Source organism: Vibrio aerogenes (assembly GCF_024346755.1).
GTDB lineage: Bacteria > Pseudomonadota > Gammaproteobacteria > Enterobacterales > Vibrionaceae > Vibrio > Vibrio aerogenes.
In genome coordinates this window covers 1,309,840-1,335,315 of record NZ_AP024862.1, presented here as the reverse complement: position 1 = coordinate 1,335,315, position 25,476 = coordinate 1,309,840, and the positions used below count along the sequence as shown (strand labels likewise).

Genomic DNA, 25,476 nt, shown 5'->3' with positions numbered 1-25,476 from the left:
GAAAAATTCCTGATGAAAACGATGTTGTCCCGTCATTACCATTAGTGACAAAATGGATGTTTGTGAAAATTATTTACTATTTTTGTGTTTTTATTTTGTTAAAAAATGGACTTTCCAGCAAATGATCCGGATTTTTTGACAAGTATTCTTTCTCCACTCAGAATACACTGCTAGCTATTGTTGACAATCAGCTAATAAGAAAGAGGTTGAAGGAATACATATGTTTACTGCAACGGATGTGTTAAAACCTGAGTTTATTGAGCAGCCACTTGATAAACTGTGGTCGCTGATTTCACCACTATACATGGTGGATGAATCACAATGGCTTGAAGAGCTTTTGCCACTGGCTACGCCTTCTGAAAACGAAAATAATGAAATTACGCTCAAAACGACAGAATTAATTGAGGCGATCAGAGCCGATAAAAAGTCAGTTCAGATGATTGATGCGCTTTTACTGGAATATAGTCTGGATACACAGGAAGGCATTTTGCTGATGTGTCTGGCAGAAGCATTAATGAGAATTCCGGATAAACTCACAGCGGATGCTTTTATTAAAGATCGCCTGAGTATCGCCGACTGGAAATCTCATTTGCAAAATTCAGACTCTGTTTTTGTGAATGCCTCTACCTGGGGGTTAATGATTACCGGTAAAGTGGTTGGTATTTCTGATATTGAAAATACGACGCCAACCAGTGCTGTTAACCGGCTGGTCAGGAAATTTTCTGAACCGGTGATTCGTCAGGTCATGCACCAGGCAATGAAGATCATGGGTCATCAGTTTGTTCTGGGGCAGACAATGAGTGAAGCCCATGAGAACGGACGACCGATGCGTGAGAAAGGGTATACTTACTCATTTGATATGCTTGGTGAAGCCGCATTAACAACAGCAGATGCGAATAAATATTTTCAGGATTATCTGTCAGCGGTTGAGTCGGTTGGAAAAGAGCCGCATTCGGGTGATCCAAAGCTCGCACCTTCTCTCTCTATTAAATTGTCAGCATTACATCCCCGGTATGAAGTTGCCAACCGTGATCGGGTCATGTCGGAGTTGTTTGATTCGCTGGTCCGGTTGATTACCAGAGCCAGAGAGCTTGACGTGGGCCTGACCATTGATGCTGAAGAAATGGATCGGCTTGAACTTTCTCTGGAATTATTTGAAAAACTCTACCGGCATGAAGTTGCAAAAGGGTGGGGTAAATTCGGGCTGGTGATTCAGGCTTACTCCAAGCGCGCGTTACCTGTACTTGCCTGGTTATCTGCATTGTCTGCCGAGCAGGGCGATTTAATTCCTGTTCGTCTGGTAAAAGGCGCATACTGGGATAGTGAGATTAAGTTATCACAACAGCATGGCTTTACCGGCTATCCGGTTTACACCCGAAAAGAATCTTCAGATGTTTCATACCTTGCCTGTGCCCGTTTCTTGCTGAGTGAGCATGTTCGTGGTCGTTTATTTCCTCAATTTGCCAGCCATAATGCGCAGACAGTGACGGCTGTGGCTGTAATGGCCTCGCACGAAGACTTCGAATTCCAGCGTTTGCACGGGATGGGAGATGGTTTGTTCCATTACGCAATGCGTATGTTTAAACAGGCTGTACGGATTTATGCTCCGGTTGGAAATCATAAAGATCTGTTGCCATATCTTGTGCGACGTTTGCTGGAAAATGGCGCAAACAGCTCTTTTGTACATCGTCTGGTTGATGCCCGTTGTCCGGTCAGTGCTCTGACAGAGCATCCTGTTGATACACTTAAACGTCAAAAAACTTTTAACAATACCGCAATTGCTTTGCCACCTGATATCTATGAAACCCGCAAGAATTCTTACGGTGTCAATATTGATATAGAAAGTGAAGTGAAACCTTTCGAAGAAAAAGTGAATCAGTGGATGGCATCCCAATGGACCGCTGCTCCTGTGATTAACGGTACTAACCTTTTCGAAAGCATGATCAAGGATGGAGCATCACCTGTTGCTGTGACTGCACCTTATGATCGCACAGTTGAAGCGGGTAAAATCGTGATGGCAACTTCTGAACAGGTGAATATTGCTGTTGAAGAGGCCGCCCGCGCATTTGAGTCATGGAATCAATCCAGTCATGAAGAGCGTGCAGACAAACTGAATTGTCTGGCTGATTTGCTGGAAGAAAATCTGGAAGAGCTGGTTGCTATTTGCCACAAAGAAGCAGGTAAAACCATTCATGACAGTATTGATGAAGTCCGGGAAGCCGTTGACTTTTGCCGCTACTATGCGCTTCAGATTAAAACAATGACACCTCAGGAAGTGCAAGGTTTTGATCAGAAAAAACGTCTTGTTTCTCAGCAAGGTCGGGGAGTATTTGTCTGTATCAGCCCGTGGAACTTCCCGCTGGCTATCTTCCTTGGCCAGATTAGTGCAGCGCTTGTCGCAGGTAATACGGTGGTTGCCAAACCAGCCGAGCAGACATCCTTAATTGCGACACGAGCCGTTGAGCTGATGAAAGATGCCGGTTTCCCATCGGGTGTGATTCAGTTGCTGGTTGGAAATGGCGCTGAGATTGGTACAGCACTGACCAGTCATCCGCTGATTGCCGGAGTTGCGTTCACAGGTTCAACTGCAACTGCTCAGCGTATCAATCAGACCTTAACTGAGCGGGATGCGGCTCCGGTTCCGCTGATTGCTGAGACCGGTGGGATGAATGCGATGATTGTTGATAGTACGGCTTTGCCAGAACAAGTCGTCCGTGACGTGATGCGTTCGGCATTTGCTTCAGCCGGGCAGCGGTGTTCCGCACTTCGGGTATTATATGTTCAGCGTGATATCGCGGATCGGATTATTGATTTAATTCGCGGTGCGATGAATGAACTCTCTGTGGGGAAACCATACCTTCATTCAACTGATGTCGGACCTGTTATCGATCTGCAAGCCAAAACCAAACTAGTATCCCACATCGAGCATATGCGTCACACTCAGACGCTGATCAATCAGATTCCACTCTCTGATGAATGTGCAAATGGTGATTTTGTTGCGCCAACAGCATTCGAGATTGACAGCATTCATGCCCTTGATGAAGAAAAATTCGGTCCGATCTTACATGTGGTGCGGTTTGAAGCAAAAGACCTGAAAGAGGTCGTTGAAGAGATTAATAACACCGGATATGGCTTGACGATGGGTGTGCACACCCGCAATGAGACGACATATCGCTGGATTGAGAAAAATGCCCTTGTCGGCAACTGTTACATTAACCGGGATCAGGTCGGTGCTGTGGTTGGTGTACAGCCTTTCGGCGGACAAGGATTATCCGGTACCGGTCCTAAAGCCGGCGGCCCTCATTATTTATACCGGTTTATGAAAACCAGTTTTAGTCAGATTTGATGATCAGGGAGGTTACAATGACACAGGAATTAACATGTTTCTCTGATGCCCGCACTGCGTGGAAGCATTGGAATTTTACGGCTTTTGAACAAAGGTTTGAGGCGTTGAGCAAGCTGGCTGGCTTGCTCCGCAAGAAAGATTCTGAATTAGCGGATGTCGTGCAGTTTCACATTGAGTCTGCCAGACCATTTGTTTCAGTTTGCCATGAACTGAATGGCCCGACTGGAGAAACGAACGAACTATATACTGCTGGCCGTGGTGTGGCTTTGATGTTTTCCAAACAAGAAGGCCCCGGTGCATCAAAAGCGATTCTCGCATTGATCTCAGCAGCATTAATTGCTGGCAACAGTATTGTTATGTGTAGTGAAGACAATGTCTTCACTTCCATGCTGAGTTCGGTCTTGAATGAGGCTGATTTACCAGAAAAATTGATCCAGGTTTTGTCAGAAGAACAATGCAATGCTTTGATTTCTTCTGATATTCGTAGTGTTGGATTTGTTGGAAAAGAAAACGATGAGAGACACCTGAGCCGTGCTTTTGCAAAGCGTGAAGGTGTCATTGTCAGCTTCGTTTCTGAGACAGATTTAGTGGATTTACCTACTGCTCACGACCCTTATCTGTCTTTACGTTTTATCACGGAACGAACCCGCACAATAAATATAACAGCAATCGGAGGAAATGCCTCTTTACTGGAAATGGGGCACTCCCCACATTAGATGTATCTTTGTATCCACTGATTGGAGAACAGGGAAGGCGATCTTATAATACGAGGAAATTATTATGGAGAATAGCTTTGCTATTATATCGACCTTTATCGTATATCTCATTTTGATGTTAGCGATAGGGGTTTATGCTTACTTACGAACGAAGAACTCAACTGACTACTTCTTGGGGGACGCTCTTTAGGTCCCTGGCCAGCTGCTTTGTCAGCGGGTGCATCTGACATGAGTGGTTGGTTGTTACTGGGTCTTCCGGGGTACACATATGCTGCTGGTCTGGAGTCATTATGGCTGGCGGGCGGTTTATTGATCGGAAACTGGCTCAACTGGTTGATTGCGGCAAAACGTCTTCGGACATATAGCATCACGACTGATGCAATCACAATTCCGGAGTTTTTATCGCGCCGTTTTAACGATCAGTCAAAACTGATCCAGACAATTTCCGCATTTTTTATTCTTCTCTTTTTCCTCTTCTATACGAGTTCTGGTTTAGTGGCTGGCGGTAAATTATTTGAAACTGTCTTTGGACTGGATTACTCAACTGCGGTTATTATCGGAACGGTTTGTGTTGTCTCTTATACATTGTTCGGCGGATTTTTGGCTGTATCCTGGACCGATTTAGTTCAGGGATTACTGATGGCTGCTGCGTTAATGATTGTCCCAATTGCTGCAATGGAAGGTGGTTTTGGCGACTTGAGTGATCAACTGGTAGAGATAAATCCTGAGTTATTAACTATCTGGCATGGTATTGATGGCAAACCACTTTCTGCAATTGCAATCATTTCACTTGCTGCATGGGGATTAGGATATTTTGGTCAGCCTCATATTCTGGCCCGTTTCCAGGCAACCCGATCGAATAAAGATATTGGTGTTGCACGCAGAATTGCAATTGGCTGGTCTGCGTTGTCTATGTTTGGTGCGATCATGGTTGGACTGGTCGGTCTGATTTATGTGACGAACCATCCGACAATGACACTGGCTGATGGTGAGAAAATCTTTATGATTCTGGTGAATGCGGTATTCCATCCCGTTGTTGCCGGTATTTTGCTGGCCGCAATTCTTGCGGCGATTATGAGTACAGCAGATTCTCAGTTACTGGTTTGTTCATCTGCACTGGCAGAAGACTTCTATAAACAGGTACTGAATAAAAATGCATCTTCAGAACAGATTGTGATGGTGGGGCGTTTATCGGTAATTATTATTTCTGTGATTGCACTCATTCTGGCAATGACACCTGATAGTTCTGTATTAGGCTTAGTTTCTTACGCCTGGGCGGGCTTTGGTGCGGCATTTGGTCCTGCGCTTGTGATCAGTTTGTTCTGGTCTAACATGACAAGAAATGGTGCTCTGGCAGGGATTCTTGTTGGTGGTATTACCATTGTTGTCTGGAAGCAGTTATCTGGTGGTATCTTTGATGTGTATGAAATTGTTCCTGGTATGATTTTATCGACCATTGCGATTGTGGTTTTCAGTAAGCTTTCTGAAAAACCGGATCAGACAATTCAGGCACAGCATGCGACGTTTATCAATCAGCTGAAAGAATTCGACTAGTTCTATTTCAATCCGATCTCATCGCTATGAGATCGGATTTTTTGCGTTTTTTACTATGTTTTGTGTCATTATTTGACCTGATTTGTGCAGCATATCACTGAATTTGTGTTGGCATCTGACAAAATGTCCCTCAGTCGAAACATTTGTGTCACTGAAACATCTGCTGGATTCATTGGAGGTTGTATGGTCAAGGCATATTGCCCGGTTTGTCGAAAAGTCACACCTCATAAATCAGTGATGCGTCGTTGTCCACATGATCATTGTTCCCGGCTACAAGTTCTCCAGTCTTTTATTAGTTCTCTGATGCAAGGTCATCATTATTATAAACTTGAAAGGCAATGTTTTTGTCGCGTATGTAATCACCAAAGTGTCCCATCTGAACTTCCCTTTACAGAACCCCGAATATCCTGATTGCTATTAGTTGGAAAATAGCTATTACTTAGAAAATAGCCATTAGCCAGAAAATAGCTATTAGCCCAAAACAGCTACTTTTACAGTGTAAATCAAGCCTCATTCAGATGATCAAGTATTGAATGGGATTTGTATAAAATGGTATTCACATTACAACCCACTACACTTGTAAGTATGTGGGATTCATCATGTTTACCCGATTGTTTAATATTGTATCTGTGCATAATTTTTATATGCTTGTATATTGATATGACTGGGTTATATCATGGTGCGGATTCGGTGCTTTATCAGCAAGGATAGAGCACAGATAAAACCAATTAATTTGTACTGAATATATATCTTTAGACAGCTTTAAATTAAATATTCAAACTTGTTAAAAGTGTCAGGGCTATGAACCGTAGTGATAACGGTATTTATCTCATGTAAGCACTCTCTGTCCGGATTTATTTCGGTCGCGTATGGAGAATCCCTGTCTGGATATCTGGCAGGATTCTTTTTGATAGATAAGGGGGGAAAGATGGATCGATCAATGTACTCCGCAAGACGATTGTCGACTGGGTTTATTCTTGTGATTTCCTTGTGTTTATCTGGCTGTGATTTGAAGGGAAAACTGGAGCGTTGGCTGAATGAAGAAACATATAATTTTAACGGCATATACTCCAATCAATATAATGACGACCAACTGATTTTCAAAGAAGCTAAAGTGTTAATGAAAACAAATGGTGATGAGTCGGTTTTTCCTTTCTCCGTTGATGATACATATTTACATATTCAAATCAGACATAGTACCAGAGAGAAAAGACCTGACATTGTCATGAGAATTCATGGTAATGGTGAAGTGTTAACCTGTAGTGCCTGTGCAAAATACAGGCTGAGTAATATTTGGGTGAAGGAAACGCCTAAGTAATTGAATCATCGACTGTCGTGGTCCAACAAAATATGATTTGGGCCTGATTAATCATGAATGACAGGACGACAAATACAGGCGAGCTTTATCTGGTTTCTATAATTCTCGTTATTGTTAGTAAAAATAATATTTGCAATGATAATCAATCTCATTATGATTGCTCATCCGATATAAAGCTAACTTAATCTGAGTCGTATGAGTCGCCTTACCGTAAAGAATATTCAACATAAAAATAAAAAAAATTTTTCAGCTAAAAAGATTTATCTGGTTTGCTCTCTTTCATTCGTGAGTGTTTCTGTCTCTGCGGCAGTGAATGAATCTCAACAGGATAAATCTCAGGATACTGATAACATGACAGTTTATGGTCGTGCATTGTCAATATACCGGGCTGGAGATACCTCGCTTGCAACCAGAACACCAACCCCGGTCGATGATATTCCACAGTCTGTTCAGGTTTTGCCCCAACAATTAATTCAGGATCAGGGAGCCCGTCAGATCACGGATCTCTATCGATCAGTGAGTGGTGTCAGTCAGTTTTCATACTCATACGTGACTTTCCGGGGATTCCGTCAGGATGAAATCCTTTATGACGGTGTCAGAGGGAATCCATTTGAAGGCCTGGCTGTTCCTCAATTATTCAATATTGAGAGAGTTGAAGTTTTAAAAGGACCTTCTGCTGCAATCAGTGGAAGCGGTGAGCCGGGTGGGGTGATTAATTATGTCACCAAAAAACCGACGTACGATGACCAACGCTACGTTAGTCTTACCGGAGGAAATCAGGATTTTGTCAGCGGTAGTATGAGTTTGTCCGGTGCAGCAAATGATGATCGCTCTCAGCGATATCGTATTGGTGTTTATCAGGACCATGAGAATCCATATCGGAAGAATACAGATATCCGGAATCGTATTATTGATTTGGGATACGAATGGGATATTAGCCCGGACACAACATTAGGTGTTCAGTATACCGATATTTTGCAGCACTATGGCGGCGGAAGAATCAGAGGGATTCCAACGGATGATCAGGGGAATTTCCTGACCAGTACAGAGTGGAACGCGAATGATGCCAGTGATCATCTTTCTCTGGATGCAGAGGTTTATCAGGTCAGGGTGAATCATGATTTCAACTTCTGGCTTTCCGGTGATGTTACATTCCGATACTTTGAGAATGAAGATATCCAGAAATATCATGAACCGAAAAAGTTAAAAGATACAAATGATGATGGCATTTATGATTGGGTTGACCGTGAATACCGGGATCAGCTGAGAAGAAATAAAGCCGGCTCTGTGACTGCGAATCTGGTGGCTGAACTGGATGATCATACGCTGTTGTTTGGCATGGATTATTATCGGCTGGATAGTGAGTTTATTTATTACAAGGCTTCTTCTGCCGGAGGTGTTTCAGGCCGGAGTTTAATCAATCCCGATTATACGCCTGATGATGTCAGTCTTTATACTTATCAACTGGCAAAACATACGGATACACAGTCAGAACGTTACGGAGCGTATATTCAGGATCAATGGTCATTGTCTGATGTCTGGAATGTGACATCAGGTGTCCGTCTGGATGGATATCATGATGAAATCAATGATATCCGGAAGAGTAATTTTGAAAGTTATACAGGGTCTGGTGCATCCTATCGTCTGGGTTCTACGTATCAGCTGAATGAGCAGTTGCATCCATATATGGTGGTTGCAACGGGCTTTGTGCCTCAGGATGCTGCAGATCAGGCAACAGCGAATGGCGGACCATTTGATCCTGAAGAAAGTCTGATGTATGAAGCTGGGGCGAGGAGTTACTGGTTCAATCATCGCTTGAGTGCCAGCCTGGCTTTCTACCACATCACAAAACAAAATGTGTTGCAGACTGATCCCGATGATGACTCAAAAATGGTTGCCTACGGGAAAGTTCGTAGCCAGGGGATTGAAGCTGATCTCATGGCTGATTTGACAGATAACTGGGTGGCTAATTTGTCTTATGCCTACAACGATACAATCGTCAAGCAGGCTTATGATGGTATTTCCCGGACTGTTGGACGTCGCTTTGCAAATGCACCGCATCATCAGCTGGGATTGTGGACCCGTTATGACTTGCCGGTGCTCAATTCGTCGGTTGGTTTTGGTGCGGATTATGTGGGACAGCAGTGGAGTCAGGATGGACAAATCGTCAAATCATATACGGTTTATGATGCTTCATGGCAAACCCACTGGCAGGACTGGAAATTCCAGCTGAATGTGAAAAACCTGTTTGATAAAACCTATGCTGTCAGCGGTTTTCTTGAACGCACAGGACATTTCCCCGGAGAAAAACGCCGCATTTATCTGACGGCTGACTATTCATTTTAGTGGCAGATAAATGACGCCAGTACCTTTATCTGGCTGAGTTCATTGCCCGGCGATTCGCCGGGCTTCATTGAGGGTCTGTTGACCCTGACAACCCCAGGTTAATATTTATGATGAGCAGAAAACTATTTATCCGGGCCATGTGTTGCCTGAAACTATATTTTCTTTCGGCGGTCTGTTTTGCTGCAGTGACTGTTGAAGATAAGCACGGTACATTTCATATTGATTATGTTCCTTCCCGAATCGTTGTACTTGAGTTTTCATTTGCAGATGCACTGGCTGCTGTAAATGTAAGTCCGGTTGGCGTTGCCGATGACAAAGATCCAAAACGCTTATTACCGGAAATTCGTCAGAAGTTTTCTGACTGGGTTTCGGTTGGCACGCGCTCTCAGCCATCCCTTGAAGTCATAGCCTCTTTAAAACCTGATTTGATTATTGCTGATGTTGGCCGGCATGCAGCTGTGTATGATGATTTATCCAAAATTGCGCCAACACTATTACTTTCGTCCCGTCGTGAAACTTACGAAGAAAACCTTCAGTCTGCGGCTTTAATTGGCAAAGTCGTTGGTAAAGACAAAGAAATGCAACAGCGCTTGTCAAAACATCGTCAACTGATGAAGTCATACAGACAAGAATTATCCGCATTTGCCGGAAAGACCATCCAGTTTGGTGTGGCAAGAAAAAATGGTTTCTTCGCTCACCCAAATGATTCGTATACCGGTGGGGTGATGCATCAACTGGGTTTTGGATTCCCGCCTGATATTCTGGGTCATCATGCATCACGGCAGATTGGCGTTGAACAGTTACTTGCACTCAATCCTGATTTTTTGGTGATTGGTGACTATACAGCTGACAGTATAGTCCGTACATGGCAAAAACAACCGTTGTGGCAATTATTAAAAGCAGCACAAGCCCATCATGTAAGTCATGTCGACGGTAATCTATGGTCCAGATGCCGGGGGATTCTCGCTGCTGAATATATTGCCAGAGATCTGCTTCAAATCGTGAAGGGATCATGAATCTGAATATGCTTAAACCCACTCTGATTGTCTGTATGGGAATACTGGTGATCGGTTTGAGTTGGATGAGTATTGTCTCTTTCTCTGTTTTACCCTTGCCGTGGCATGTACCCGTGCAAATGCTTTTGCACGGGATGTCCGGAACGATGACAGAAATGCTGATTGCAGATATTCGTTTCCCAAGAGTTCTGGCTGCGATAATCACCGGGGCTGGTTTTTCTGTGGCCGGTGTTCTCATGCAGACCCTGACCCGTAATCCGCTTGCATCCCCCGGACTTTTTGGGGTAAATGCAGGTGCCGCATTGGGCGTTGCTCTGGTATCGGGAATATGGCCTCAGGTTTCGTCGGTGACTTTACCGGTGGCTGCTATCGCCGGTGCTGGTTTTGCGTGGGGCCTGGTCATGGTTCTGGGACGCTCATGGCGTGGTGGCAGTGAAAGCAGGCAGCTGGTGCTGGCCGGAATTGCTGTTTCAGCTTTGTGTGGATCAATGACAAAAGCAAGTCTGATTCTGGCTGAAAATCAGGCGACACCGGTTTTGACCTGGCTGGCAGGATCATATGCCGGTATCGATTGGCAGACTGTTTTTTGGAGTGGACCGCTCTTGTTACTGCTTTTGGTTATAGCGTTTATGTTTGCGCCATCTCTGAATTTATTGCGGTTAGGAGACGAACGGGCGAAGAGCCTGGGGGTTCGTCTGAAGTTGATTCGCTATGCTGTAAATGCTCTGGTCCTTGCGCTTGTTGGGGTTTGTATCAGTAGTGTTGGTTCGATTGCTTTTGTTGGGTTAACCGGGCCTCATATTGCCCGTTTCTTGTTTGGACATGATCATCGCTGGTTGATGGCAGGAGCTGCGCTCACCGGAGCGATTCTTACCGTTAGTGCTGATATTTTAAGCCGTGCGGTTATTTTTCCTGCTGAGACTCCGGCCGGCGCTGTGCTTGCGTTAGTCGGTGCGCCATGTTTTATTTATCTGGTCAGGAAGAAAAAGTCATGAGTGCCGCGGGAAAGACAAAGACAATCATTTTGGGTAAGACAGCTATTTTATCAGGATTATTAGTGATCAGCCTGATCCTGAGTATTTCTTTCGGGGCTGTGACGATCGAATGGACACAATTGATAGCCGGACTGAGTAATCAGGGCGATCAGGCTTTTACTATTTATGAATATCGTCTCCCCAGAGCCTTGCTTGCTGTCATTGCCGGTGCAATGTTATCTGTTTCCGGTGTACTGGTTCAGGGCGTTATCCGTAACCCGCTGGCTTCTCCCGATATTTTGGGGATCAGCCATGGTGCAGGGCTGGCTGCAGTGCTTTTTATGGTTCTTTTCCCTGAACAAAATATCGCTTATATCCCGTGGATTGCACTTTTGGGTGGTTTGTTTGCTGCGTTATTTCTTGTTTTGATTGTCCGGGGAAATTTAGCGCCGGTAACACTGGCCGTGACTGGTATTGCTTTGTCAGCTCTGTTTGCCAGTGTGATTGATTTTGTGCTGCTGATTCACCCGTTTGAAATTAATAATGCGCTGCTATGGCTGACCGGAAGTTTGTGGGGCAGAGGCTGGGAGCAGCTAAATTTATTATTGCCGTGGGCTTTGTTATTACCGGTTGCTTTAGCGTTCGCTCATCCGCTTAATTTACTGGTACTTGGGGAAACAAGGGCTGAAACTTTGGGCCTGCATGTTTATCTGATGAAAGGACTTTCACTGTTTCTTGCCGTCTGCTGGACTTCTGCTGTGGTTTCTTTTTGTGGACCTGTCAGCTTTTTAGGGCTGGTTGCGCCTCATATTGCGAGAAGACTGTACGGTGGACGTCATCAGGCGATTATTCCGTCAAGTATGTTAATTGGGGCGATCATCTTAGTGTTTGCTGATTTTTGTGCCCGGGTGATTGCGCCGCCGATTGAGCTGCCTGCCGGTATATTTACAGCGTTGGTGGGCGCTCCCTACTTTTTATATTTACTGATGAAAATGAGATAAAACATGACATTAAGTACAGAAAATCTGGTTGTCGGATACGGAGATCATCCCATTATTCATCAGGTGAATCTGCAAATTATCGATGGAAAGATCACTGCACTTATCGGCCCCAACGGTTGTGGTAAATCAACGCTGTTGAAGGCTTTGGCGAGATTGTTAGCACCTGAATCAGGAAATGTGATGTGGATGGGCAGTGATATCCGGCAGTATCCATCGAAAGATCTGGCTCAATTATTGTCGCTGTTACCCCAGTCACAAGAAGTGCCGGAAGGCGTAACAGTCCGCGATGTTGTCGGGTATGGACGCACACCATACACCGGATTTTGGGGGAGACTCAGCGATGTTGATCAACAAAAAGTTGATGAAGCAATGGCCTTAACCGGGGTCAGTGAGTTTGCTTCGGCCGAAATTACGGCGCTGTCCGGAGGACAACAGCAAAGGGTATGGTTAGCGATGACTCTGGCACAGGATGCTGAGTATATTTTTCTCGATGAACCCACAACTTATCTTGACCTGAATCATCAGGTTGAGCTCATGAAACTGATGCGTTCACTGAATGAAAATGGTAAGACGATCATCACCGTCTTGCATGATATTAATCAGGCATGCCGTTACTGTGATCATTTGATTGTCATGAAATCTGGTCAATTGATTGACCAGGGTACGCCGGAACAAGTTTTGAGTGTTCCGATGCTAAAAGATGTGTTTGGCCTGGATGCTGCCATTCATCGAGACCCCATAGCAGAAACACCGATGTGTATTGTGAAATAGAGAATGAGCCGGTCAGATGGACTGCGAGACCGGCAAAATCGAGTTTCGGTTAATCACCCTGCCTGTGAATTCAATCTGGTTTGGGGACGTTTGATTTTGTGCCAGCTTTAAAGCCAGATGAATGGCACTCTCTGTCATTTCTTCAATTGGAATGCTTACAGTCGTCAGTGGTGGAAAAGCATATTGTGAAATCGGAGAATTATCTATGCCACCAATAGACATATGCTCTGGTACGCTAATTCCTTTTTCTGTCAGCGCTTTCAGGCTGCCGACGGCCATTTCATCACTGCATGCAAGTATGGCTGTAAATTTTACCGGTCGACTCAACAGGTTTTTACATGCCTGATACCCTTCCATAAAATGGTTGTGACCTGACTCGGTCAGCGCTGGATCGAATGGAATATCAAATTCAGCTAATGCTTGTCTGTATCCCTGAAGCCTGGCAATTCCTGTATGTGTTTTCAACTCTCCGGTAATACATGCGATTTGTCTGTGCCCCATCTGAAGTAAATAAGAGGTAATCATATATGCTGCACCAGCCTGATCGAATGTGATACAGGGTAAAGCCGGACTGGAGAACTGTCGGTTAATGGTCACGACAGGAATCTGGATTCTCTGGATGAGTTCAGCGAGCATTTTTTCCGGCATATGACGGCTATATAAGATAATTGCGTCACAGCAACGATCACTCAGCAATAAGATGGCTTCTTTTTCCATGACAGGGTCGTTATGTCCGTCGGTGACAATCAGTTGTTTTTCATACCCCTCTGAAGAACTGGCCGCTTGTTTTAGCAGAGAACCGTAGTAAGCGCCTTCAAATTCGGGAACAACTAACCCAATGGTATTGGTTTTTCGGGTGATAAGTGCTCTGGCTACTGAGCTGGGCCTGTAATTCAAAGCATTGACTGCTGTGATTACTTTTTGTCGGGTAGCATCAGAGACTTGTCCGGTATTGTTTAAAACACGTGAGACAGTGGCTTTTGATACACCGGCAGCTTTACATACATCAGCGATAGTTGTCATAAAACTCCAGTCATTAGGTTGTATCAGAGGAGGATTGTCCGCCCGGATTATGTTTCGCGGAAGTATCTTCCTCTGAGTGGATGATATCTCAATAGTAGCAATAAATTGGAACCGGTTACAATTTGTTGCTGTAAATTTGAATCAGGTTTGAATTTTTATCTGAATTTTTATCTGAATTTTTTGCATGAAGACTGGTCTGAGTCTTTTGTCATCCTGAAGTTCATCAGACCGTAGCTTGTGTTATACCTGAGGGGGGATCATACCGGGTATGGATATGTCCGGGTTGATTCCCGGGCTTCAAGCATTCCTGAATATTCGTAGTGATGTGAGTCCTGAGTGCTTTTATCTGATAAAGATACCGCCAGATTTACCGCATCCTCAGTCAGCTTTTCAACAGGAAGAGAAACCGTAGATAAGCTTGGAATGGCGTAACAGGCTGCCGGTTCATTATCAATGCCGATGACTGAAATATCTTTGGGTACGGAAATATTTTGATCGTGAAAGGCCCGGATTGCACCGATTGCCATATTATCATTACAACAGAAAAGCGCTGTGAATGAGGTGTTTTTTTCAAGCAGTTTCATTGCAGCAGTATAACCACTGGGAAGTGTGCTGTTTCCCTGTACAATGAGGTCTTCCTGAACTGGTATATTCCGGTTATTCAGACAACTTTTATAGGCCTGAAGTCGTTGCTGACCCGTTTGGCTGGTGAGGGGGGTTGCAATACACGCGATATGCCTGTGTCCCAGCTCCAGTAAGTGATCAACGGCGATTTGTGCCAGTTGCTTTTGATTGAACCCAAAACTGAACAGTAATTCTTTTTCCAGACAACGGTTCAGTACAACAAGCGGAATCTGCAAATCTTGTTGAGCTGTGGCTAACTGGGTTTCGGTCAGATGCCGGCTGTAAATAATGATGGCATCACAGCGTTGAGCAGCAAGGGAGTGAAGTGCTTCGATCTCGCCACTCATGTTATCGTGGCTATCCATAACAAATAATTTTTTATGTTTCAGCTGAAGTATTTGAGCTGTTTTTTTAAGCACCGAGCCAAAATAGTTATTTGCAAAATGGGGCAAAATCAAACCAATAGAATTGGATGTATTTGTTGCCAGCGCCTGAGCTAACAGGTTGGGCTGATATCCCAGTTGTTCCATAATGGAAAGTACATGTTGTCTGGTTTCTTCCCTGACCTGTCCACTGTGATTAATGACCCGGGAAACTGTTGCTTTGGATACACCGGCTGCTTTACAAACATCATTAATCGTAGCCATCTGATTCCTCTTTTATTTTATCTGATTTTTTACAGCAGACATCTTATCCAATTTATATAGGTCGTGTTAATATTCTCTGCTCAAATTGCGGAACAGAGAATATTATTTTTACTGTCCTGTCAGTTTAGAAATCGTCTGAATATTTTGATCAATATAAGACAGTTCCCCCTGTACATTGTCAATTTCATTGATGCTCGCCTGTATACTCCCTGAAGCTTCTTGAGAAAGAGAGAGCATTTTGCTCATTTCGTCATTGAGCTCTGATGATGAACCTTTGACATGTTCCATAATTTCCACAGTTGTGGAAATCACTTCTTTAATTGAGTCAATCGAGGCATGAAGGCTGCTGATTGTTTCACCCGTAGAGCTCAGACTTTCCTGAGTGCTTTGGGATAAATTTCTGACTTCATCTGCTACCACTGCAAACCCCCGGCCTTGTTCACCAGCACGGGCTGCTTCAATGGCTGCATTCAGGGCTAATAAATTTGTTTTTTCTGCAATACCATCAATCACGTCCAGGATATCCTGAATCTTATTTGAGTTATTCTTCAGTGTTTCTACATAATTTTGCAGCTGATGACTATGCTGAGTTTGCTCCTGGACTTTTGATGACATTGATATAAAGCGTGTCTGAACCGTTTGAGTTGCTTCAGAAGTACTGTTAGCAAACAAAGCGATATCTTTCAGGTTACTCAGTAAGTGATCGAGTAAATCTTTGTATTGAATGAGATAATGAATATTTTTTTCCTGCAAAGAGACTGTTTTACGTAAACTTTGCAGCTCTGTTTCTATAAAGTAGCTTTTGTAATTGCCGTAATACAGTGGAAAGTTTTCAGCGTGCTCATCATAAAAGCTATCTGTATCGTTTAGTTTGTAAAAACTAAGTGCTGTTAAGGTCTCATTCTGGTGCACACCAAGCATTTCCCCGAAACTACTAAAGCCTGCAATCGCCGGAATCTGATCAAAAGTATGAACTGATGCCAGAGATTCACTATTATTCAGGCGGCGTAAAATGCAGTCATTGGCGATCATTGCAATTGGATTGCCAGGCTTACCCTGTTGAAAAGAGGCATAGTCTTTCTGCAATGCCTGATTAAAGTCTTTTGCTTTAACCAGATATATTTTATCGCCAAATGTGAAGTCACAGAAAAACTTGATATGGCCCGTATCAATATCGATACTGGCGATGGATCGAATGTAGATTTGTCCACCGATTTTTACGCCAAAGCTATGTTTATGTAGTCTGGAGGCTAGTTCACCAGGCTGACAGCGGAAGTGTTCACATAACATTTCTACCGGTGTTTTCAATGTCATTTGCTTTTCATCGAGCAGTGTGCGGACAATCCGGGTTTCTGCATCAGCTTCTGCAACAGTGAAAGAAGTGGAGGTTGGCTCAAAATTATGGGTTTTTAAAATACCATACCTTATTGATGGTGCCAGCTTAACAAAAATTAAAGTGGCACAATTGGGCACCATTTTCCCATTGATGGCGATATCTGCCTGAGAGAAATCCATTTTCCCCCCGGCTGACCCACCGATAAAATAGCAGGGCAGTTTTTCGGATTGATAAAGAGCTTTCACAAAAAAGTTCTCAGAAGCGGATATACCATCAAAAAACGTCAGCGCCAGCGTGTCGATATAGTTGACTGAGAATGGCAGCTTAACTTTTTGAATTTCACGCTTGATTTTTTCAACACGCTCATCTTTATCAAGCTTTATTTGTCCAGCCTTAATATCTTCACAGAAAAGAGGAACCTGAGCGATATCGACATGAGGAAACAGATTTGAGCTGAAACTTTGTAAAACAATACCATCCCATTCACCCTGTGTATCGTGGTAGAGCTTTTCTGATGTACCGCCCAGTTCACCGGCGGTCATAATTGACACAACATGTTTAGAAAATGGCATGGCATCTTTGAGTTGCCTGGATATGCTGTCAAAAGGCAGATGGGGGGAAACAAATGCCAGTACAAGAGCGGTTGAGTTATCTCCAAAGCTCATTTCCCGGAGTTTCTCTGGGGAAATATCTTTGCTGCGAATCGTTTTAACTTTAACGTAAAGGTCTTCCTGCAATGATCGCGGAGTTTTATTCTTTTTTGGGCGGAAAATATTTAACATAAATCCTCTTTTTGTTTATTTCTTCCAAATGTAATCGATTATATTTTCTCAGATATCATGTGATTCATAGTTATGATAATTCTCTTCCTGCTACCGATAATTACCAGTTCATATGAGATCATTCCGTTTACAATGCCGGTTTTATCATGCTTGACCCAAGTGTAAGTCAGATAGCTTCTTATCCGTTTGACATATCCGTTTCTGTTAGATTGCCGGGATTTGAGTCATATTTCAGTGATTGTAATAACGTAAAGCGGAATTATACAAAGAGTTGAGTAAATGAACGAAGTGATTGGATCAAATTATTACATGTTAATAAACATAATAAATATGGAAATATCTTAAATAATTAATTAATTGATTGATTGCTTTGATAATTTTATTCTCGTTCAGGCCCCATGAAGAGACATAATAATATGTTTTACTCTATCAGGTGTGTGATTTATTCGTATTTGAGCAGGATTGAGTTTTATTTCATTAAAAGGAAATAAATGTCAACAATAAAGATGATGAAATGAATACATTAAATTTTGGGTGAATATCACAAATATTTGAAATAGATTAAAATTGTCGAATTAATAATCATAAAACAACGCACATTTCCAGACCCCCAAAGCGAGAATTATGTCAATTTATGGTTAATTTACTCGCGTTTACCAAAATAAAATATCGAACATTTGTTGTTTTTTAGTGTTTTTTGTGACATTCTCCACTTCGTTGGATGGTTTTTCTGATATATATATTTTTAGTGTTTTGGCACTAGATTATTTTGTCAATATAAGGGAAAATCGCTTCAGAAAGTTAAAGCGGGCAACAAGTTGCCTGATTCAGGCAATAAATTGCCTGAATGGTTAGAAAATACTCAAAAAATTAGCTCAAATAAAAAGAAAATATTAGGAATTCAATAATATGGTGAATAACAGGCTGAATATTCATCATGTTTTGGATTGACTAACAACGATGAGGCAAATATGGGAAATGGAATAGTCGTCGGACATACAGGGTCCGATCATGCTGGGTTTCCGCCAACACCGGTACTTGCTGGTTCTGGCACCGTAAAATACGATGGTATTCCTGCAGCTCGTAAAGGTGATCCACTGGCTCCGCACTCAAAACCTAAACATCCTCCTCATGGACGATCAATTTCTGGTGGTTCAGGTACAGTCATGATTGATGGCAAACCGGCTGCGAGAGTCGGCGATGCTGTAAGTTGTGGTGGTTCTTTGAAAGGTGGTAGTAGTGTTAATATTGGCTAAACATGTCGGTGTTTTATCCCGTGTAGTGTTTTTAGGAATAGCCATATCGGCACAGTCTTTTCCTCTTTCTGCTGCGTTATTGGATATACCAGGAAATATTATTCCTGATCCGGTTACTGAAACAACTGAATCAGTCAAAGCAAAAGCAACGGCTGAGTTAGTTAAAGAAGTCAACCAACATAAATCTGTGACAAAAAACGCAGAAGATAAAGACGCTGGAAAGAATAAAGAAGCTGACAGAAAAGCTGATATCAAAGCATCAAATAATGCTGATGATGATTCGCAAACTGTAAAGATCATTGTTGCGGATGAACAGACCTATGATTATGACATTGAGTCGATGTCGGCTGATCAAGCCTATAAAAAAGGACGTCTGTTAAGGGCGCAATTTAAAAATAGTGATGCGCGTGCTTATCTTCGGTATGCCGCAGATAAAAAACATGCGGACGCTGCGTTTTTATATGCTGTTGAGTTGATGAAATATAATGCAACCGTCCGAACGCCTGCTGAATCAAGAAAATATATTGAATTATCAGCGAAGTTGGGAAATTTGCATGCGATGAGATATCTCTATAAACGTGGAGACTGGCTTCGGCCAAAAGATCGGAATACCTGGAAAAAACGTTATCATGATGGTTTGATTGCTTTTGCTGGGCAGAATCCAGGAGAAGCAACATATTTACTGTCTCTGTTTTTTCAGAATAGATTTCCGGATAAGTCTGATTATTATCTCCGTCGTTCAGTGAAATATAATTATCCATTAGCATTAATGGAGAAAGCACGCAGACAACAGGGGAGTGGAACACCTCAACTGAAGTTTTCAACAGATGGCAGTCGTGATCCGGATGTATTGCGTACATATAAGCAAGCTGCATCGGAAGGCTTTATTCCTGCAATCAAAGCATGTGTTGAATTATATGAAGCCCGGGATGATTTTCAGGAGGCATTTAAATGGCGTTTAAAAGCCGTGGAAGCCGGAGATCTAACCTCCTTATTTGCAGTTGCAAAAATATATTCTCATGAAGCGGCGTCGTACCAGTTCGTTGACAAGGATTTAATCAAAGCACGAGCTTTCTCTGAACTTTATCTGGATTTTGCCGGAGATGACCGTTTTACTAAATTACATCAAATGGTTGAACAGTTTTTTGTTGATGTAACAGAACAATTAACACCTCCGGAAGTTATCGAAGCAAATGCTTTTGTGACCGACTATAAAGAGAAAACTTTATTTTACAATCACGATATTTATTGGGATTTGTAATTACTTTGAAATAATTTGTGTTTATTTAAAAATATATCTGGTTATCAGGCGTCTTTTGGATGTTGGATAGAATGATAATGAATAATTAATCAGATATATCTAATTATTTTTTATATTCGGATCTTTTCGGATATTACGGAGTGTCTTCATCTCAAAATTATATTTATGAAATAACGATTTATTTCGTTGATATTTTTTGATGTGAGATGAAAATCGGTAAGCAACGACTATTGGCATAGGTATTGGAGACTTTTTATGTCTAAAGAAGGTAGTGTCGCTCCCAAGGAGCGCATTAATATTAAATATGTTCCTGCAACCGGAGATCAGCAAGCTGAGATAGAGTTGCCAATGAAGACCTTAGTCATTGGTGATTTTAAAGGTCATACTGAAGAAACTCAGATTGAAGATCGCCCTACAGTTTCGGTTGATAAGAATAATTTTGAATCAGTCATGCGTGAAAGTAACCTTTCAGTTAGCACTTCTGTGAAAAATAAATTGAATGGTGAAGAAGATTCGGACTTACCTGTTGAATTAAGCTTTAAGTCACTGTCTGATTTTGCCCCTGATGCGGTTGCATCTCAGGTACCTGAACTGAAAAAGTTAATTGAACTGCGTGAAGCGTTGGTTGCCTTGAAAGGCCCTCTGGGGAATATCCCTGCATTCAGAGAGCGTTTACAAGAGCTGATTGCATCTGGTGAATCGCGTGACAAACTACTTGCTGAATTGAATATCATCAGCGGTGGTGAAGGTGAATCAAAGCCGGAAGAACCTCAAGAATAATTGTCGACGCGATACATAAGGTATTTCGTTTAACTTTTTTTATACGTCAACTTAGGAATTTGATTGATGTCTGCTACAGAAACGGTACTTGAACAATCGCAGGCCGGTGAAGCGAGCCTGCTTGATGAGATAATGGCGCAAACCCGCCTCGCTCCTGATGAAGAAGGCTATGATGTAGCCAAGAAGGGCGTGGCTGCGTTTATTGAAAATCTGATCGGTTCTCATCAGGAATCTGAGCCTGTAAATAAATCTCTTGTCGACCAGATGTTGGTTGAATTAGATAAGAAAATCAGTGCTCAAATGGATGAAATCTTACACGATGAGCAATTCCAGCAAATGGAATCGGCATGGCGTGGATTGAAACTATTAATTGATCGCACAGATTTCAGAGAAAACAACAAAGTCGATATTATCCATGCAACCAAAGAAGAATTGCTGGAAGATTTTGAATTTGCTCCGGAAACTTGCCAGTCAGGTTTGTATAAGCAAGTGTATTCTTCAGGATATGGTCAGTTTGGTGGTGAACCAACCGGTGTGATGATCGGTAACTATGCCTTTACCCCATCAACACCAGATATGAAGTTGCTTCAGTATATGGCTGCTCTGGGTGCCATGGCTCATGCGCCATTCCTGTCCAGTGTTGGTCCTGAATTCTTTGGTATTGACTCTTTTGAAGAGCTGCCAAATATCAAAGATGTGAAATCTATTTTTGAAAGCCCTAAATTCACCAAATGGCGTTCACTGCGTGAATCTGAAGATGCGCGCTATCTGGGTCTGACTGCACCTCGCTTCCTGCTACGTGTGCCGTATGATCCAATTGAAAATCCAATTAAGACTTTCAATTATCAGGAAAATGTCCGTGAATCTCATGAGCATTACCTGTGGGGTAACACTGCATTCGCACTGGGTACACGTATCACAGACAGTTTTGCGAAGTACAGATGGTGTCCGAATATCATTGGTCCACAAAGTGGTGGTGCAGTTGAAGATCTGCCTGTCCACGTATTTGAATCAATGGGTGCGCTGCAGGCGAAGATTCCTACAGAAGTTCTGATTACTGACCGTAAAGAATTTGAACTTGCCGAAGAAGGCTTTATTGCACTGACCATGCGTAAAGGTAGTGACAATGCTGCATTCTTCTCTGCAAACTCGATTCAAAAACCAAAAGTCTTCCCGAATACGAAGGAAGGTAAAGAAGCAGAGACTAACTACAAACTGGGTACTCAGCTTCCTTATATGATGATCATCAACCGTCTTGCACACTATATTAAAGTGCTGCAACGCGAACAGATTGGTTCATGGAAAGAAAGACAAGATCTTGAACGTGAATTGAACACCTGGATTAAACAGTATGTCGCTGATCAGGAAAACCCACCAGCAGACGTACGTAGCCGTCGTCCACTTCGAGCAGCGCGTATCGAAGTGACCGATGTAGAAGGCAATCCTGGTTGGTACCAAGTGTCTCTTGCGGTTCGTCCTCACTTTAAGTACATGGGTGCGAACTTTGAGTTGTCACTGGTAGGACGTTTAGATCAGTAATGTCTTACATTGCACCTGAAGAGGTTGCATTTGGCGTCGGCTTCTTTGAACGATTGGAAGCCGGCGATAAACCTGCGTCTCTGACGCAGGGACCAGATGCCGATGACGTGCTCTACTCGATTAAGCGGAATGTTTCTAATTTACTGAATACGCGCGTGGGAGGAGCTCAGAGTGCACCGGACTTGGGGTTAGTTGATTTTAATGACGCCACGCTGGAAACTCTGGATCTTTCAGTCAGAATCCGTTTAGCCATAGAGCAATGTTTGAACCAATATGAGCCACGGTTAAAAAATATTGTGGTGACATCAGAGAAAGATAATTTTAATCCACTGAGCCTTCGGTTCAGCATTGTTGCAGAAGTGAATACAAGTGCGATTCACAATACAGTGAAGCTGAGTTTGTTGCTGGATCAAAATCGTCAGTATCGAGTGTATTAATACATGGCACAAGATAAGTATTTTCGGGAAGAACTTTCATTTTTGAAAGAGCAGGGAAAACATTTTACTGAGGTTCATCCTCAGTTGTCCCGTTTTCTGCATGGTCAGGTGACCGACCCTGATGTTGAGCGTTTGCTGGAAGGGTTTGCATTTCTGACTGCGCGCTTAAGAGAAAAAGTTGAAGATGAATTTCCTGAATTAACCCATTCGTTGATTAACATGCTGTGGCCGAACTATCTGCGTCCGGTTCCGAGCATGAGTATTGTCGCATTTGAACCTAAATCAAGTGTGAGTGAGAAGCATGTGATCAAATCAGGGGTTCAGCTTGATAGTGCCAGAGATGTGTTAGGAACAACATGCCATTTCCGCACCTGTCGGGATGTGTCGCTGTTTCCGCTTGTCATTGAGGGAATTACCTCCCATCACACCCGCGAGTCGAGTACGGTGAATATTTCACTGATGATGCAGGGTGAAATGTCAGTCGGTGAAGCTTTGGTTGACAGCTTAAGATTTTATTTAGGTGGTGATATCTACAGTGCACAAATGCTTTATCTGTGGCTCAACCACAATTTAAATAAGATCGTGATTGATGTGGATGGTACTGAATTTAATGTTCCAAAAGATGCGCTGAAATCTGTAGGATTTTCATCCGAGGATGCATTATTACCTTATCCAAAGAATGTTTATGAAGGGTATCGGATTCTTCAGGAATATCTGTCGTTTCCACAAGCATTCCATTTTATTGATGTATTTTCTTTGGATAAAGTGATTCCTTCGTCAGTACGTGGTCGTATGACGATGAAAATTCGTTTTTCAAAAACACTGCCAACAGATGTCCGGATTAATGAGGAGAGCTTTCAGCTGTATTGTGCTCCGATTATTAATCTGTTCGAACATGATGCGGATCCGATTGATTTAACAGGTAAACAGTCTGAATACCGGATCATTCCTTCAAGTCGTTACCCTTCACATTATGAGGTCTTTAGTGTCGATGGTGTGTATGGCTGGCAGGATAAAACTCAGGACAGCCAGAGAATTCGTGGTGAGAAACGTGTTTATCACCCGTTTGAAAGTTTTCAGCATCAGGTGGAACGGGTCCGCAATCGCCAGGTTCTTTATTACAGAACCCGGGTGAAAGATAGTATTCGTGGCGATGGGTTTGACTCGTTCGTTTCCTTTATACGGGGAGATGAGACGCGATCAATTGATGTTGATGAAGCCGTTTCTATTCAGTTGACCTGCACGAACCGTTTATTACCCATTGAATTGGGTGTCGGAGAAATTTGTCAGCCGACGGATACTTCGCCCGATTTTGTTACCTTCAGAAATATCACGATTCCATCGCAGCCGCTACGTCCGGTATTGGATGGTAGCCTGCTTTGGGGGCTGATCTCGAATCTGTCGCTGAACTACCTTTCTCTGCTATCAAAAGATGCATTAAGTAGTGTGTTGCGGGCTTATGATTTCAGAGCTTTAGTTGACAGACAGGCTGAGCGGGTTGCGAAAAAACGGCTGGCCGGAATCATTGATATTAAATCGAAGCCAGTTGATAAGTTATTGCGGGGATTACCGGTTCGGGGGTTGCAGTCGGAAATATTTATCGATCAGACCGGGTTTGGTTCAGAGGGTGAGTTGTATCTGTTTGGCCGGGTTCTGAGTCACTTTTTCGCGTTGTATGCCAACATTAATTCTTTCCACGAACTGATTTTGGTCAATGTTAGTAATAATGAGAAGTATACATGGGGAACCCGGATAGGAATGCAGCCCTTGATTTAGAGGGTGAGCAAGAAGAATGTCTTTTGCCTGAGCGGGTCAGGTCATATAACTTTTTCCAGTTGGTGGAATTATTACAGCAGCTGCAAAAAACAAACCCTGAAGACGAAGACTGGGAAATGTTGTGCAGTCTGTTATTTAGCGCAAATCCCAGCCTGGGTTTTTCGCCGGCTGATGTCACTGATTTAACCCGTTTTGATAAAGATCACCTGATCTTACAGACAAACTTTTTTGGTTTGACTGGTGCGCAGTCACCACTGCCGGGATTTATTCTGGAGCAACTGGTTGAGGAAGAAAGTGGTGGTTTTCGCCGGCCTTTCCTGGATTTCTTCAATAACCGGCTGATCACCCTGGTGTATCGTGTTTGGCGTAAGTATCGCTATTACGTGCGGTTTCAGGATGATGCGCAGGACCTGTTCTCTCAGCAATTATTTGCTTTGGTTGGACTGGCTGACCCGGATCTGCGCGGAGATACGCCAATTAACTGGTGTAAAATGCTTGCTTATGCAGGTGTTTTGGCTGGCAGAAGCCGTTCTCCACAAGTTGTTGCCGGGATTATTGCGCACTGTTTTGATCTGGAAGATGTCACGATCAGGCAGTGGGAAAAACGGAAAGTTGCGATCAATCAGGAACAACAATTTTGTCTTGGCAAACAAAATGGTCAGTTAGGCATGGATAGTGTTATCGGAGAATCTGTGATGGACTGCAACGGGAAATTTGTTGTTTGCGTCAATGGGTTGTCCCGCCAGCGTTTCACTGACTTTCTTCCGATTGGGAAGGAGTTTCAGCCATTATGTAAATTGGTTGAGTTCATTCTCAGGGAACAAATGGCATATGATATTGAATTGTCTCTTGATGAGAAGGAAATTCCGGAACTTTGCCTGAATTCTGAACAAGGTGTTGCTTTGGGCTGGTACTCATTTTTGGGCAATAAAAATTTGAATAACAAAGTGTTGATACAAGTAAGGCAGTAAAG

General features: G+C 43.0%; 18 protein-coding genes and 1 pseudogene. 16 read left to right on the top strand and 3 right to left on the bottom strand.

What is annotated here, in order from left to right; all coding sequences use genetic code 11:
* Nucleotides 1–220 precede the first annotated feature (220 nt).
* From putA to fecE, 9 genes and pseudogenes are all read left to right on the top strand, one after another.
* Entirely contained in the window at nt 221–3,346 is a 3,126-nt protein-coding gene (gene putA / locus OCV29_RS23125) for a bifunctional proline dehydrogenase/L-glutamate gamma-semialdehyde dehydrogenase PutA (RefSeq protein ID WP_073602337.1), read from the top strand.
* Nucleotides 3,347–3,363: 17 nt separating this feature from the next.
* Nucleotides 3,364–4,062 carry an aldehyde dehydrogenase family protein gene (locus tag OCV29_RS23120; protein ID WP_073602336.1) on the top strand — a complete coding sequence of 233 codons (699 nt, stop codon included), beginning with the start codon at nt 3,364–3,366 and terminating at the stop codon, nt 4,060–4,062.
* Nucleotides 4,063–4,126: 64 nt separating this feature from the next.
* Nucleotides 4,127–5,616, top strand: a pseudogene (putP, locus tag OCV29_RS23115) (sodium/proline symporter PutP).
* 928 nt (nt 5,617–6,544) lie between these two features.
* Entirely contained in the window at nt 6,545–6,934 is a 390-nt protein-coding gene (locus OCV29_RS23105) for a hypothetical protein (RefSeq protein WP_073602335.1), read from the top strand.
* A gap of 351 nt (nt 6,935–7,285) precedes the next feature.
* Nucleotides 7,286–9,280, top strand: coding sequence for a TonB-dependent siderophore receptor (locus OCV29_RS23100; RefSeq protein WP_245796767.1), 1,995 nt, complete (start codon nt 7,286–7,288; stop codon nt 9,278–9,280).
* A 107-nt stretch (nt 9,281–9,387) separates the two neighbouring features.
* Nucleotides 9,388–10,296, top strand: coding sequence for a Fe(3+) dicitrate ABC transporter substrate-binding protein (locus OCV29_RS23095; protein ID WP_217653285.1), 909 nt, complete (start codon nt 9,388–9,390; stop codon nt 10,294–10,296).
* A gap of 8 nt (nt 10,297–10,304) precedes the next feature.
* Nucleotides 10,305–11,291: an iron chelate uptake ABC transporter family permease subunit gene (locus OCV29_RS23090; RefSeq protein ID WP_245796766.1), complete on the top strand. Its 987-nt coding sequence runs from the start codon at nt 10,305–10,307 to the stop codon at nt 11,289–11,291.
* On the top strand, nt 11,255–12,271 hold the full coding sequence (locus tag OCV29_RS23085; RefSeq protein ID WP_245796765.1) for an iron chelate uptake ABC transporter family permease subunit: 1,017 nt from the start codon (nt 11,255–11,257) through the stop codon (nt 12,269–12,271). Before OCV29_RS23090 ends, OCV29_RS23085 begins: the two co-directional genes overlap by 37 nt.
* A gap of 3 nt (nt 12,272–12,274) precedes the next feature.
* A complete protein-coding gene (gene fecE, locus OCV29_RS23080; RefSeq protein ID WP_073602332.1) occupies nt 12,275–13,042 on the top strand; it encodes a Fe(3+) dicitrate ABC transporter ATP-binding protein FecE in 768 nt (255 codons plus the stop codon).
* A gap of 12 nt (nt 13,043–13,054) precedes the next feature.
* Here fecE and OCV29_RS23075 read toward each other — a convergent pair whose 3' ends face one another.
* From OCV29_RS23075 to OCV29_RS23065, 3 genes are all read right to left on the bottom strand, one after another.
* Nucleotides 13,055–14,065: a LacI family DNA-binding transcriptional regulator gene (locus OCV29_RS23075; RefSeq protein WP_073602331.1), complete on the bottom strand. Its 1,011-nt coding sequence runs from the start codon at nt 14,063–14,065 to the stop codon at nt 13,055–13,057.
* Between the two features lie 257 nt (nt 14,066–14,322).
* Entirely contained in the window at nt 14,323–15,336 is a 1,014-nt protein-coding gene (locus OCV29_RS23070) for a LacI family DNA-binding transcriptional regulator (RefSeq protein ID WP_073602330.1), read from the bottom strand.
* A 108-nt stretch (nt 15,337–15,444) separates the two neighbouring features.
* A complete protein-coding gene (locus OCV29_RS23065; RefSeq protein WP_073602329.1) occupies nt 15,445–17,454 on the bottom strand; it encodes a methyl-accepting chemotaxis protein in 2,010 nt (669 codons plus the stop codon).
* Nucleotides 17,455–18,425: 971 nt separating this feature from the next.
* On the opposite strand from OCV29_RS23065, the gene OCV29_RS23060 reads away from it, so the two are divergent.
* The 7 genes from OCV29_RS23060 to tssG all read left to right on the top strand — a co-directional run bounded on the left by OCV29_RS23060 (nt 18,426) and on the right by tssG (nt 25,474).
* Nucleotides 18,426–18,710, top strand: coding sequence for a type VI secretion system PAAR protein (locus tag OCV29_RS23060; RefSeq protein ID WP_073602328.1), 285 nt, complete (start codon nt 18,426–18,428; stop codon nt 18,708–18,710).
* The gene (locus tag OCV29_RS23055) at nt 18,694–19,971 is read left to right on the top strand and encodes an SEL1-like repeat protein (RefSeq protein ID WP_084193216.1); all 1,278 of its coding nucleotides are present in this window, start codon (nt 18,694–18,696) and stop codon (nt 19,969–19,971) included. The genes OCV29_RS23060 and OCV29_RS23055 overlap by 17 nt, the downstream gene beginning before the upstream one ends.
* Before the next feature lie 255 nt (nt 19,972–20,226).
* On the top strand, nt 20,227–20,751 hold the full coding sequence (gene tssB, locus OCV29_RS23050; RefSeq protein WP_073602327.1) for a type VI secretion system contractile sheath small subunit: 525 nt from the start codon (nt 20,227–20,229) through the stop codon (nt 20,749–20,751).
* Between the two features lie 66 nt (nt 20,752–20,817).
* Nucleotides 20,818–22,290, top strand: coding sequence for a type VI secretion system contractile sheath large subunit (tssC, locus tag OCV29_RS23045; RefSeq protein WP_073602326.1), 1,473 nt, complete (start codon nt 20,818–20,820; stop codon nt 22,288–22,290).
* Complete coding sequence (tssE, locus tag OCV29_RS23040) at nt 22,290–22,727, top strand: type VI secretion system baseplate subunit TssE (protein ID WP_073602325.1); 438 nt, start codon at nt 22,290–22,292, stop codon at nt 22,725–22,727. Before tssC ends, tssE begins: the two co-directional genes overlap by 1 nt.
* Nucleotides 22,728–22,730: 3 nt before the next feature.
* Complete coding sequence (tssF, locus tag OCV29_RS23035) at nt 22,731–24,503, top strand: type VI secretion system baseplate subunit TssF (RefSeq protein ID WP_073602324.1); 1,773 nt, start codon at nt 22,731–22,733, stop codon at nt 24,501–24,503.
* Nucleotides 24,467–25,474 carry a type VI secretion system baseplate subunit TssG gene (gene tssG / locus OCV29_RS23030; protein WP_073602323.1) on the top strand — a complete coding sequence of 336 codons (1,008 nt, stop codon included), beginning with the start codon at nt 24,467–24,469 and terminating at the stop codon, nt 25,472–25,474. Before tssF ends, tssG begins: the two co-directional genes overlap by 37 nt.
* The last annotated feature ends 2 nt before the right edge of the window (nt 25,475–25,476 follow it).

Excerpts from the sequence above, each read along its gene's own strand:
- putA (WP_073602337.1), top strand. The coding sequence starts at position 221 with ATGTTTACTGCAACGGATGTGTTAAAACCTGAGTTTATTGAGCAGCCA.
- OCV29_RS23095 (WP_217653285.1), top strand. The coding sequence starts at position 9,388 with ATGATGAGCAGAAAACTATTTATCCGGGCCATGTGTTGCCTGAAACTA.
- fecE (WP_073602332.1), top strand. The coding sequence starts at position 12,275 with ATGACATTAAGTACAGAAAATCTGGTTGTCGGATACGGAGATCATCCC.
- OCV29_RS23105 (WP_073602335.1), top strand. The coding sequence starts at position 6,545 with ATGGATCGATCAATGTACTCCGCAAGACGATTGTCGACTGGGTTTATT.
- tssC (WP_073602326.1), top strand. The coding sequence starts at position 20,818 with ATGTCTGCTACAGAAACGGTACTTGAACAATCGCAGGCCGGTGAAGCG.
- tssB (WP_073602327.1), top strand. The coding sequence starts at position 20,227 with ATGTCTAAAGAAGGTAGTGTCGCTCCCAAGGAGCGCATTAATATTAAA.
- OCV29_RS23120 (WP_073602336.1), top strand. The coding sequence starts at position 3,364 with ATGACACAGGAATTAACATGTTTCTCTGATGCCCGCACTGCGTGGAAG.
- tssE (WP_073602325.1), top strand. The coding sequence starts at position 22,290 with ATGTCTTACATTGCACCTGAAGAGGTTGCATTTGGCGTCGGCTTCTTT.
- OCV29_RS23085 (WP_245796765.1), top strand. The coding sequence starts at position 11,255 with ATGTTTTATTTATCTGGTCAGGAAGAAAAAGTCATGAGTGCCGCGGGA.
- OCV29_RS23060 (WP_073602328.1), top strand. The coding sequence starts at position 18,426 with ATGGGAAATGGAATAGTCGTCGGACATACAGGGTCCGATCATGCTGGG.
- tssG (WP_073602323.1), top strand. The coding sequence starts at position 24,467 with ATGGGGAACCCGGATAGGAATGCAGCCCTTGATTTAGAGGGTGAGCAA.
- tssF (WP_073602324.1), top strand. The coding sequence starts at position 22,731 with ATGGCACAAGATAAGTATTTTCGGGAAGAACTTTCATTTTTGAAAGAG.
- OCV29_RS23065 (WP_073602329.1), bottom strand. The coding sequence starts at position 17,454 with ATGTTAAATATTTTCCGCCCAAAAAAGAATAAAACTCCGCGATCATTG.
- OCV29_RS23100 (WP_245796767.1), top strand. The coding sequence starts at position 7,286 with ATGACAGTTTATGGTCGTGCATTGTCAATATACCGGGCTGGAGATACC.
- OCV29_RS23070 (WP_073602330.1), bottom strand. The coding sequence starts at position 15,336 with ATGGCTACGATTAATGATGTTTGTAAAGCAGCCGGTGTATCCAAAGCA.
- OCV29_RS23075 (WP_073602331.1), bottom strand. The coding sequence starts at position 14,065 with ATGACAACTATCGCTGATGTATGTAAAGCTGCCGGTGTATCAAAAGCC.
- OCV29_RS23090 (WP_245796766.1), top strand. The coding sequence starts at position 10,305 with ATGCTTAAACCCACTCTGATTGTCTGTATGGGAATACTGGTGATCGGT.